We start from the raw sequence: 11376 nt of genomic DNA, 5'->3' as shown, positions 1-11376 counted from the left end.
GACTCTTGCGCGGGAGTCACGCCATATTGTAGCGTTTGGATTGTCAGATACGACATCTCGTGCAGTGGTTCTGATCTTTAAGTCCTTATGTACCGGCGTAAACGTTCGGGCGTTCAAGACGCGCCCGGCGAGCCTTAAGGGATTCTGGCGGCACGGGTTTTTGAAGGCTTAGGCATTCGCTGCGAGGCCCCAGGATGGCTGGCGCGCAGCGAGGGAAAGGGTGCAATGACGGTTTTGACCTGGTCCGATGATCGCGTCGAGCAGCTGAAAAAGCTCTGGGAGGCCGGACTTTCGGCCAGCCAGATCGCGGCGGAGCTCGGCAATGTGACCCGCAATGCCGTGATCGGCAAAGTGCACAGGCTCGGCCTCTCGGGCCGCGCCAAGAGCCCTTCGTCGGCAGCGCCCCGGCCGCGCAAGGCGCGCCCCGCGCAGCACATGATGCGGGTGAGCCGCCCGATCTCGCGCGGCAACACCGCGCTGGCGCAGGCCTTCGAGGTCGAGGCTGAGCCGGATCCGGTCACCTACGACAACGTGGTGCCGATGAGCCAGCGGCTGTCGCTGCTGGAATTGAACGAGGCGACCTGCCACTGGCCGGTCGGCGATCCCTCAAGCCCGGACTTCTTCTTCTGCGGTGGACGGGCGCTGTCCGGCCTGCCCTATTGCGCCCAGCACTCGCGCGTCGCGTACCAGCCGGCGTCGGATCGGCGGCGTGCACCGGTGAAGCCGGGGCCGCGGTAATTACGGCAAGTCGTCGCGCGAAGACGGCTCAACGATTTCAGTCTCGTCCCGGCCTAGTGCGCAATTGCGCGCGGGGGGCCGGGACCCATACTCCGAGCGCGCAGTTGCCGTGCGAAAGGGGTCGCTCCGAGTCTTCGCCAAACCACGTTCGGTGGTTATGGGTCCCGGATCAGCGCTCGCTTGTCCGGGACGACGTCGAAGAATTCGGGACAGCTTGCCAACAAACAAGGCTGCAACCCTATACCTGCTCCGCCTTGGCAAACCGATCATCCAGCGCGTAACCGGCGCCGCGGACGGTGCGGATCGGGTCCTGCTCGCGGCCGAGATTGAGCAGCTTGCGCAGGCGGCCGATATGCACGTCGACGGTACGCTCGTCGATATAGATGTCGCGGCCCCAGACGCTGTCGAGCAGTTGCTCGCGCGAGAACACCCGTCCCGGATGCTCCAGGAAGAACTCCAGCAGGCGATATTCGGTCGGACCGAGATCGATCGGCCGGCCCGAGCGCGCCACGCGGCGCTTGTCGCGGTCGAGCTCGATGTCGCCAAAAGCAAGGACGGTGGCGAGCCGCTCCGGGCTTGCGCGCCGCAGCAGGCCTTTCACGCGCGCCAGCAGCTCCGGCACCGAGAATGGCTTGACGATGTAATCGTCGGCGCCGGTCGCAAGACCCCGCACCCGCTCGCTCTCCTCGCCGCGCGCGGTGAGCATGATGATCGGGAGCTGCTTGGTCTCGGGACGGGTGCGAAGCCGCCGGCACAACTCGATGCCTGACAGGCCCGGCAGCATCCAGTCGAGCACGATCAGATCGGGGATGTGCTCCTTGAGGCGGGTGTCGGCGTCGTCGCCGCGCATCACCGTCTCGACGTCATAGCCGTCGCCTTCGAGGTTGTAGCGGAGAAGCTCGGTCAGGGCTTCCTCGTCCTCAACCACCATAATGCGTGCGCCCATCGGGTCGTCGCTCCCTTAAGTCTTCAGGTGTTCGGTACCGTGTTGGCGAAGGTCGTCATGTCGCCCTTCGGCCGCTTGTCGGTGATCGCCTGGCCCTCAATCATGTAGAACACGGTCTCGGCGATGTTGGTGGCGTGGTCGCCGATCCGCTCGATATTCTTGGCGCAGAACATCAGGTGAATACAGAACGAGATGTTGCGCGGATCCTCCATCATGTAGGTGAGGAGCTCGCGGAACAGCGAGGTGCAGATGGCGTCGACTTCCTCGTCACCCTTCCACACCGCCATCGCCGCCGGCAAATCATGCGCGGCATAAGCGTCCAGCACCGACTTGACTTGCTGCTGCACGAGGTCGGTCATGTGCTCGAGGCCGCGGAACAGCTTGAGCGGATGGAAGTCCGTCTCCAGCGCCGCAACGCGCTTGCCCATGTTCTTGGCGAGGTCGCCGATGCGCTCGAGATCGGTCGCGACGCGCATGGCGCCGACGATCTCGCGCAGATCGACCGCCATTGGCTGGCGCCGGGCGATGGTGAGCACCGCGCGTTCCTCGATGCGCTTCTGCAGCGCGTCGAGTTCAGTGTCGATGGCGACGACGCGCTGGCCGAGCGGGACGTCGCGGCGGATCAATGCGTCGACGGACTCGACGATCATGCGCTCGGCGATGCCGCCCATCTCTGCGACCAGGCGTGTGAGTTCCTGGAGGTCGGTGTCGAAGGCCTTTGCGGTATGTTCAGAACCCATGTCGCGTCTCCTAGCCGAACCGGCCGGTGATGTAATCCTGCGTGCGCCGGTCGGACGGCGACGTGAAGATCTTGCTGGTGTCGTCGAACTCGATCAACTCGCCGAGATACATGAAGGCGGTCTTGTCGGAGACGCGCGCCGCCTGCTGCATGTTGTGGGTGACGATCGCGATCGTGTAATCCTCGGACAGCTCCTGGATCAGCTCCTCGACCTTGGCGGTCGAGATCGGGTCGAGCGCCGAACAGGGTTCGTCGAACAGGATCACCTCGGGCCGCACCGCGACGGTGCGGGCGATGCAGAGACGCTGCTGCTGGCCGCCGGAGAGCGACAGGCCGGAGGCGTTGAGCTTGTCCTTGACCTCGTTCCACAGCGCGCCGCCGCGCAGCGCCTTCTCGACGCGGCCGTCCATCTCGGACTTCGAGATCTTCTCATAGAGACGGATGCCGAACGCGATGTTCTCGTAGATCGTCATCGGGAACGGCGTGGGCTTCTGGAATACCATGCCGACGCGGGCGCGCAGCAGATTGAGGTCCAGCTTGCCGTCGAGGATGTTGGTCTGGTCGAGCATGAGCTGACCGGTGGCGCGCTGACCGGGATAGAGGTCGTACATCCGGTTGAAGATGCGCAGCAGGGTCGACTTGCCGCAGCCTGACGGACCGATGAACGCCGTGACACGGTTGGCGCCGAGCGTCAGGTTGATGTTCTTCAGCGCATGGTGCTCGCCGTAATAGAAGTTCAGGTTGCGCACGGTCACCTTGGGGGGCGCCTCCGGCAGCACTGCCGCGTGCGGCAGTCCACCTGACGCGCTCATCGATACGGAAAGATCACTCATTTTGCGGTCCTCTCGGCGCCAAGGATGCGCGCGAAAATATTAAGGGCAAGAACGGTCAGGGTGATGAGCAGCGCGCCGCTCCAGGCCAGCTGCTTCCAATAGGCATAGGGGCTCTGCACGAAGTTGTTGATGGTCACCGGCAGGTTCGCCATCGTTTTGTTTAGGCCGAGGCTGAAGAACTGGTTCGACAGCGCGGTGAACAGCAGCGGCGCGGTTTCACCGGCGACGCGGGCGGTCGCGAGCAGCACGCCCGTGATGAGACCCGAACGGGCAGCGCGATAAGCGATCCGCTTGATCACCAGCGAACGCGGCAGGCCGAGCGCCGAGGCCGCCTCGCGCAACGCGTTCGGCACCAGCAGCAGCATGTCCTCGGTCGTGCGCAGCACCACCGGGATCACGATGACCGCGAGCGCGAGCGAGCCTGCGATCGCGGAGAAGCCGCGCATCGGCACCACCACCGCGCCGTAGATGAACAGGCCGATGATGATCGAGGGTGCCGAGAGCAGGATGTCGTTGATGAAGCGGATCACCGAGGTCAGCCGGTCGTTGCGGCCGTATTCGGCGAGATAGGTGCCGGCGAACATGCCGAGCGGCGCGCCGATGCCGACGCCGATCACGGTCATGATCAGCGAGCCGACGATGGCGTTGAGCAGGCCGCCTTCGTTCGATCCCGGTGGCGGCGTGTTCTCGGTGAACAGCTGGACATTGAGTCCGGCCAGTCCGTTGTAGAGCAGCGTAATCAGGATCAGCGCGAGCCAGGTGACACCGAAGGCGGTTGCGGCGATGCAGAGCCCGCGGACGACGATGTCCTTGCGGCGGCGGCGTGAATAGATCGGATTCATGGCGTCAGTTCCCCGCCTTCTTTTCCAGCCGCATCAGCATCAGCCGCGCCGCCGCGAGCACGAAGAAGGTCAGCACGAACAGCAGGAGGCCGAGCAGGATCAGGCCGGACTGGTGCAGGCCGTCGCTCTCGGCGAACTCGGATGCGATCGCCGCCGAGATCGTGGTGCCGGGGGCGAAGATCGACGACGAGATCCGGAACGAGTTGCCGATGATGAAGGTCACCGCCATGGTCTCGCCGAGCGCGCGGCCCAGCGCCAGCATGACGCCGCCGATGACGCCGACGCGGGTGTAGGGGATCACCACGCTGCGGACGACTTCCCAGGTGGTGCAGCCGACGCCGTAGGCGGCTTCCTTCAGCACCGGAGGCACTGTCTTGAACACGTCGACCGAAATCGAGGTGATGAAGGGCAGCACCATGATGGCGAGGATCAGCGCGGCATTGAACAGGCTGAGATAGGACGGGGGACCTGCGAAGATCGCGCCCAGCACGGGCACGCCATCGAAGATCTTGATCATGAAGGGCTGGAACGTGTTGGCGAGGAACGGGCCGAGCACGAAGAAGCCCCACATGCCGTAGATGATCGAGGGGATGCCGGCGAGCAGCTCGATCGCCATGCCGATCGGGCGGCGCAGCCATTGCGGGCAGAGCTCGGTAAGGAAGATCGCAATGCCGAGACCCACGGGAATGGCGATCAGCATCGCGATGAAGGAGGTGACGAGCGTGCCGTACATCGGCCCGAGCGCGCCGAGCACGGGCGGATCGGCGGACGGCGCCCAGCGCTGCGTCCACAGGAACGAGACCCCGAATTCCTTCATCGCCGGGAAGGCGCCGACGATCAGCGAAATGATGATGCCGCCGAGGATCAGAAGCACCGAGATCGCGGAGAGCCGCGTGATCCAGTAGAAGGTGACGTCGCCGAGCTTGAACGCGCTCAAGGCCTTGGCGCGATCATACGGTCCGGCGTCGTCGATTACATCGCTCTGAACGGCCATCTCTGCCACGCCGATCCCCTGTACCAAATAGTATACGTTTTTTGTTGGTCCGTGCCCCGGATGCGGCGCAGCGCATCCGGGGCACGAGCGTCGCGAGCCTAGCTCTTGATGTCGGCAGCCCAGGTCTTCTCGATCAGCTGAACGACCGGGTCCGGCATCGGGATGTAGTCGAGCTCTTCAGCCGCCTTGCCGCCGCTCTTGAAGGCCCAGCGGAAGAACTTGATGGCTTCCTGCGAGGCCGCCTTGTCGGTGGCGTCCTTGTGCATGAGGATGAAGGTCGCCGCCGTGATCGGCCACGACTTCTCGCCGGGCTGGTCGGTCAGGATGACGTAGTAGCCGGGAGCCTTGGCCCAGTCGGCGTTGGCGGCGGCCGCCTGGAACGCTTCGACGGTGGGCTGCACCGGCTTGCCGGCCTTGTTGACGAGACCGGTGTAGGTCAGCTTGTTCTGCTTGGCATAGGCGTACTCGACGTAACCGATCGAGTTCTTGGTCTGGCTGATGTTGCCCGACACGCCTTCGTTGCCCTTGGCGCCGACGCCGACCGGCCACTCGACGGCGGTACCTTCACCGACCTTGCTCTTCCAGTCCGCGCTGGCCTTGGCGAGGTAGTTGGTGAAGTTGAAGGTGGTGCCCGAACCGTCCGAACGGCGGACCACGGTGATGGCTTCCGAGGGCAGCTTCACGTTCGGGTTCAGCTTCTTGATCGCGGCGTCGTCCCATTTGGTGATCTTGCCGAGATAGATGCTGGCCAGCGTCTCGCCGTCGAACACCATCTCACCGGGCTTCACGCCCTCGATGTTGACGACGGGAACAATGGCACCCATCACCATCGGCCACTGGACGAGGCCGTCCTTCTCGAGCTGCTCGGCCTTGAGCGGCGCGTCGCTGGCGCCGAACGTCACGGTCTTGGCCTGGATCTGCTTGATGCCGCCCCCGGAGCCGATCGACTGGTAGTTCAGGCCGTTGCCGGTCTCTTTCTTGTAGGCGTCGGCCCATTTGGAATAGATCGGGAACGGGAACGTCGCACCGGCTCCCGTGATGTCGGCAGCAAAGGCCGCTGTCGTCGATGCGGCGACCATGCCAGCAGCGACGAGTGTTTTGAGGAAATTCATGCTGGTCTCCATACAGGGGAGCGAAGCGCCATCCGCGCCCGATCGCGCTCCCCGTGCCGCCCCTTTAGGAGCGGACAGCTGAGCTTTTACGAAGGTTTGGTGACAGTCGGATGACAGTGTTAAGCAGCTGAAATCGCTGGAATTTAGCTCAGAGCCGCAGGCTTGCCCTGGGGGAAACAGGCAGCGAAAGTGGCGCCCTGCTTGGGCACGCTTTCGATCAAAAGCCGGCCGCGATGGCGGTTAAGAATATGTTTCACCAGCGATAATCCGAGGCCGGTGCCGCCCTGCGAGCGGCTGTCGCCGACATCGACCCGGTAGAACCGCTCCGTCAGCCGCGGCAAATGTTCCGGCGCGATGCCGGGGCCGAAATCCCGGACCAAGACCCGGATTTCCTGAGTTCCATCGGGGGCGGAACTGGACGTCAGCGACACGATGACACGACCGCCCGAGGCGCCGTATTTGAGCGCGTTCTCGATCAAATTCTCGAACAGGCGGAGCAGCTCCTCACGGTCGCCCGCGATCAGCACCGGGGTCTCAGGCAGCTGGGTCTCGACCTCGACCTGGCGTTCCCGGGCCAGCGGCTCGAGCCCGTCGGCGACCTGCAAGATGATCGGCAGCAGGTCGACCAGGGTGTCGGGCCGCACATGGGCCGACAGCTCCACCCGCGACAGCGACAGCAGATCGTCGATCAGACGCGCCATCCGGGTGGCCTGGTTGTGCATGATGCCGAGGAAGCGCTCGCGCGCCTTGGGATCGTCCTTGGCCTGGCCCTGGAGCGTGTCGATGAAGCCGGACAGCGCGGCCAGCGGGGTACGCAACTCGTGACTGGCATTGGCGACGAAATCGGCCCGCATCTCCTCGACCCGGCGCAGCGGCGTCTGGTCGTGGAAGGTCATCAGCATGCATTTGTCGGCGCCGCCGAAGGTGGTCGGCACCGGCACCGGCGTGATGGTCAGCTCCATCCAGCGATCGACCGGGACATGGTCGAGATAGGTCGCGCGCCGCGGCTCGGTGGTCGCGATCGACTCGCGCAGGGCCGTGATGATCTCGGGCGAGCGCAGCGCGAACTGGGCGAGCTCATTCCGGCGCAGCGCCGGCGCGAGCTGGGCGGCCGCAGCGTTGAGATGGATGACGCGGCCGGCGCGATCGAGCAGCACCGCGGGATCTGGCATGCCGGCGACCACCGCGGCGACTGCCGCGCTCTCAACCGGGTTGACGCGGCGGGTCTCTTCGCGCGAGGCGGCGGTATCGTGCAGGCGCCACGGGATCAGCGCGGCGGCCGCGATGCAGACGAACACCGCAATCGCATGCAGTGCCGACAATTCGCCCAGCGAGACCACCACCGACAGTGCCAGCGCCGCGGCGATCAGGATGACGGTCGAGTGCCGCAGCCGGTCGGACCAGGGCTGGGAGGAGGGAGAAGATGGGGCGTCGATCGCCATCGGGGCGGGCTTCTCCAAAGGACTTTGCGCCGGTCAGGCGCCGCTGTCGCTGCGCTTTCTCACGTAAGCGGCTTCAGGTGCGGGGCCGGGGTCGAGCTTGAGCGCCGCCTGCTGCAGGCGTTTCGATCGCGCGCCGATGATAACTTCGCGAAACGTCAGCAAGATTACAGAAATGACGAAAGGGGACAGATAATAGAGGACGCGGAACAGCAGCATCCCACCCAGCAGCTCCTCCCGGTCCATCTGCCAGAGCCCGACCAGCATCGCCGCGTCGAACACACCAAGGCCTCCGGGCGAATGGCTGGCAAAGCCGAGCAGCGTGGCCGAGACGAAGATCACCGCGACCACCACGAAGCCGAGATTGGGCTCGTCCGGGACCAGCACGTACATCGCGAGCGCGCAGAAGCCGAGATCGATGATGCCGATCGCGATCTGGAGCAGGGTCAGCGGGCCGCCCGGCAGCATCACGGTCCAGGGCCCGCGGCCGACCATCCGCGGCTGGGTCCAGACCCAGACCACGTAAGCCACCAGTCCGACGATGATCATCATCGCCAGCATCCGGTTGAGCCAGGGCGGAAGCATGTCGATCGAGGCCGCGGCCTCCGGATGATAGGAGATGCCGAGGCCCAGCACCGCGGCATTACCGAGCCAGAAGGTCAGGCCGGCGAGGAAACAGATTTTTGCGACGTCGATCGCGTTCAGGCCGTAGGCGGAATAGATACGGTAGCGCACCGCGCCGCCGGTGAAGACGCTGGCGCCGACATTGTGGCCGATCGAATAGCTGGTGAAGGCGGCGAGCGCGTTGATCCGATAGGGCACGTGGGGGTGGCCGATCGCGCGCACGGCGAACAGGTCGTAGAAGGTCAGCGTGAAATAGCCCGCGGCGACGAACAGCGCCGCCATCCCAATCTGGCTCGGCTCGGTGCTCTTGATCGCTTCGAGGACTTCGTTGACATCGATGCCGCGCAGCATGTGGTAGAGCACATAGCAAGCGATGCCGATGACCGCGACGCTGATCACAACTCCAAGCTTATGCAGGATTTGCTTCTGGCGCAGAAACGACATCGCCCTGCGTATGGCTTCCAGCATCTAAACCTCGAACAACGCTTCAGCGGCCAGGGTGGCCGGCGAACAGGCGGACGACACGCAGGCACCCGACGAATCCTCGCCGGCGGCTCCGGCATCGCGCATGCCCCCTGCCCCTCCACTAGCGCGTTTTGGGGCGGAGTGGAATTCGACAATTCGAACAAAAAGTCGTGGCTTCAAGGTTTTAGGCAGGTTGCGGGCTCCTGATGCACGGTTTGGCGCTTTCGGCGGCAAGCCTGACGCGAATCTCCATGGCAATCCTGCGCAGACGCCATGAAGTTTTGATGATTTCGGCCGTACAATGTTCCGTCACGGCTTAAGTCGAAATCAATCTATGGGCGGGATTCCGCTGTTGAAAGAGGGTCGCGCCGCGCGCGGCCGCCGCGGCGCGCACGATTACGTGGCCGACGGCTCGCACTCGATCATCCGGTTGCACTGCGACATCACAGACGTCATTGCGGCCGCCCGCCAGCGGCCGCGATGAGCACGTCGTTCGGAGGTAGCGTTCTGCTCAGGCCGCAAGCTGCGGGCGCACCGCCTCGATGCCCGCGATCCAGCCGACGACGGAGCGCCCGATCGCCTCGGGGTGATCCTCCTGGAGGAAATGCAGGCCGGCGCCGAGACGAACCAGCGCGCGGTGCTTCAGGGAGGCTGCAAACCGTTCGGCAAATTCCGGTGCGACCAGAGCTCCGGGCTCACCGGTGAACAGGAGCTTTGGATAGGACGACGAGGCCAGCACTGCATGCGCGGACTGGAGCACCTGATAAACGTCAGCGGGCTCGCCTGCGATCGGCATGTCAAGCGCCCACGACGCCTCTTCGCGTTTCACCTGCCGAGCGATGAGTTATCGGAGTTTGAGGCCCAGCGGATTCGAACTCAGGCCGGCGGCATGCTGCGCGCGACCACCCGGTCGCGCAGCCAGGCGCCGATGGCGGCGCCGACGAGGTAGCAGGCGAACATGGTCAGGCCGAGGTCGAGCCAGTAGCCGAAGCGGCCGGGGACCACATGCGCGAGCGAGGCCGCGACCAGGCCGGCAACAAGCACGGCGAGCCAGCGCGCGGTCACCTTCGAGGTGCCGTTGCCGCGTTGGACCACCGAGATCCAGCCCATGCAGAAGCCGAGCAGCAGCGAGCCGATCAGCCAGCCCAGATGGAACGAGACGAGATAGGGCATCGTCACCTCACCAGAAATTCGATGCGGCGGTTCTGCGCCTTGGCGTCTTCGCTGTCGTTGCCGGCGACGGGCTGCGTGCTGCCGTAGCCGACCGCGGTGAAGCGGCTGGCAGGCAGGCCGGCCTTGACCAGATAGTCGATCACCGCCTGCGCGCGCTTCTCCGAGAGTGCCTGGTTGAACGAATCCTCGCCGTCGGCATCGGTATGCCCGGCGACCTCGATATTGGTGGTGGGGCATCGCAATGCCGTCTCGATCAGGTGATCGAGAATGCCGGCGGAATCCGGATCAATGTCGGCGCGCTTCGCCCCGAAGCGAATCTTGGCCTTGGCCAAAAGCTCCGAGAACAATTGCTGGCACACGGTGCCGTCGACCGGACCGGCTGCGGGTTTCACCGTGATTTCCGGCTTGTATTGCCAGTTTTTCGGAAAGTCCTTGCCAAGGCCTGCGCGGATGTCATTGGCGGCACCTTCATAGAGCGCATCGCCCGACAGCTTCACCTCGCGGTCGGACACGACGAGCGTGCCGGTCGACAGTCGCGACAGCGCGCCGAGCGCTGCGACCACGGCGGGGCTGAACGAGCCGGGCGCGCCGACGCTGGCCTTGAGATTGTCGACGACCTTTTCGTTGAAGAATTTCCGCGACGCGCTGGTGGCGATGGCGGCGTGGACATTGTTGTCGGGAACATAGCCGGTCAGCGTCACCGTCGCGGCCACCGGATCCTTGTAGGCCTGGAAGACGTAAGGCGGCGCCTTGACGTCGTTGGCGGCGATCGAAAAGCCCTCGGGCAGGTTTTTCAGCGCCGCTGCGACGGCTTCGCGGCCGCCGAGATCGCGCGCCATGCCCGACAGCGTGACTTTGGTGTCTGTGATTGTGATCTTGCCGTCCTTGAGCTTGCCTATCTGGTCGAGCAGCAGCATCGCAGCCGCCTCGAACCGCGGCGGTGCGCCGCGGGCCAAACCCATCTGATCGGCCACCTCGGTACCGGCGACCTCCTTGCGGGCCGCCTCGGTCAGGCGGCCCTTCATCGACGGCAGGGGCGCGGAGCCTGACAGCGTCACCCGCACCACATCGCGTTCGGCGTTCCAGACGAAGGGCTTTGCCTCGGGAACGAGGCGGGTCCGGTCGTCGACCAGGCGCACGCCGGGCACGGTCTCGACCGCCACAACAGCGTCGCGGCGACCTTCCTCGGAAAAGGCCTCCGCAGCCAGGCTGACGTCGCGGCCGTCCACCGCGATCCGGGTCTTGTCCAGAACGGTATCCTTTAGCGCCGCCGAACTGCGGGCGGAAAGGTCCGCCTCGACCGGCAAAGTGTTATTCCAGGCCGCAAATCCCCACATGACGGCCAGGGGGATGAGCCCCGGCCACCATTTGCTGGCCCACCTGAAAAGCTTCTGCATTCGACGACCCGAACTCTGGAACCGGAGACAAAACAAACCCTTGGCAGGCTGTCAAACCGGAAATGACGCCCTTC

11 protein-coding genes and 1 pseudogene are annotated in these 11376 nt (G+C 64.8%); 1 reads left to right on the top strand and 11 read right to left on the bottom strand.

Going from position 1 to position 11376, the window contains the following annotated elements; translation table 11 throughout:
• Window positions 1-225: 225 nt before the first annotated feature.
• Window positions 226-738 (top strand): GcrA family cell cycle regulator, encoded by a 513-nt coding sequence (locus IVB41_RS03895; RefSeq protein WP_007597869.1) that lies wholly within the window; start codon window positions 226-228, stop codon window positions 736-738.
• A 238-nt stretch (window positions 739-976) separates the two neighbouring features.
• Here IVB41_RS03895 and phoB read toward each other — a convergent pair whose 3' ends face one another.
• From phoB to IVB41_RS03840, 11 genes and pseudogenes are all read right to left on the bottom strand, one after another.
• Window positions 977-1684 (bottom strand): phosphate regulon transcriptional regulator PhoB, encoded by a 708-nt coding sequence (gene phoB, locus IVB41_RS03890; RefSeq protein ID WP_007597871.1) that lies wholly within the window; start codon window positions 1682-1684, stop codon window positions 977-979.
• A 23-nt stretch (window positions 1685-1707) separates the two neighbouring features.
• Window positions 1708-2424, bottom strand: a complete 717-nt coding sequence (gene phoU, locus IVB41_RS03885) for a phosphate signaling complex protein PhoU (RefSeq protein ID WP_018456067.1) — start codon at window positions 2422-2424, stop codon at window positions 1708-1710.
• Window positions 2425-2434: 10 nt separating this feature from the next.
• On the bottom strand, window positions 2435-3256 hold the full coding sequence (gene pstB / locus IVB41_RS03880) for a phosphate ABC transporter ATP-binding protein PstB (protein ID WP_027565896.1): 822 nt from the start codon (window positions 3254-3256) through the stop codon (window positions 2435-2437).
• Window positions 3253-4098 carry a phosphate ABC transporter permease PstA gene (gene pstA, locus IVB41_RS03875; protein WP_018456065.1) on the bottom strand — a complete coding sequence of 282 codons (846 nt, stop codon included), beginning with the start codon at window positions 4096-4098 and terminating at the stop codon, window positions 3253-3255. The genes pstB and pstA overlap by 4 nt, the downstream gene beginning before the upstream one ends.
• A gap of 4 nt (window positions 4099-4102) precedes the next feature.
• Window positions 4103-5092: a phosphate ABC transporter permease subunit PstC gene (gene pstC, locus IVB41_RS03870; RefSeq protein WP_007615692.1), complete on the bottom strand. Its 990-nt coding sequence runs from the start codon at window positions 5090-5092 to the stop codon at window positions 4103-4105.
• A gap of 98 nt (window positions 5093-5190) precedes the next feature.
• Window positions 5191-6204 (bottom strand): phosphate ABC transporter substrate-binding protein PstS, encoded by a 1014-nt coding sequence (gene pstS / locus IVB41_RS03865; RefSeq protein ID WP_106941486.1) that lies wholly within the window; start codon window positions 6202-6204, stop codon window positions 5191-5193.
• 143 nt (window positions 6205-6347) lie between these two features.
• A complete protein-coding gene (locus tag IVB41_RS03860; RefSeq protein WP_247357609.1) occupies window positions 6348-7646 on the bottom strand; it encodes an ATP-binding protein in 1299 nt (432 codons plus the stop codon).
• 33 nt (window positions 7647-7679) lie between these two features.
• Window positions 7680-8735: a lysylphosphatidylglycerol synthase domain-containing protein gene (locus tag IVB41_RS03855; RefSeq protein WP_247426907.1), complete on the bottom strand. Its 1056-nt coding sequence runs from the start codon at window positions 8733-8735 to the stop codon at window positions 7680-7682.
• Window positions 8736-9243: 508 nt separating this feature from the next.
• Window positions 9244-9528 (bottom strand): annotated as a pseudogene (locus IVB41_RS03850) (haloalkane dehalogenase); the annotation flags it as partial.
• Between the two features lie 80 nt (window positions 9529-9608).
• On the bottom strand, window positions 9609-9905 hold the full coding sequence (locus IVB41_RS03845; RefSeq protein WP_247357607.1) for a hypothetical protein: 297 nt from the start codon (window positions 9903-9905) through the stop codon (window positions 9609-9611).
• Between the two features lie 2 nt (window positions 9906-9907).
• On the bottom strand, window positions 9908-11302 hold the full coding sequence (locus IVB41_RS03840) for an OmpA family protein (protein ID WP_247426902.1): 1395 nt from the start codon (window positions 11300-11302) through the stop codon (window positions 9908-9910).
• Window positions 11303-11376: the final 74 nt, after the last annotated feature.

The sequence above is a fragment of the Bradyrhizobium sp. 44 genome, from assembly GCF_023073095.1.
Classification (GTDB): Bacteria; Pseudomonadota; Alphaproteobacteria; order Rhizobiales; family Xanthobacteraceae; genus Bradyrhizobium.
The sequence above is the reverse complement of the archived record's forward strand: the minus strand, read 5'-3'. Positions and strand labels throughout refer to the sequence as shown.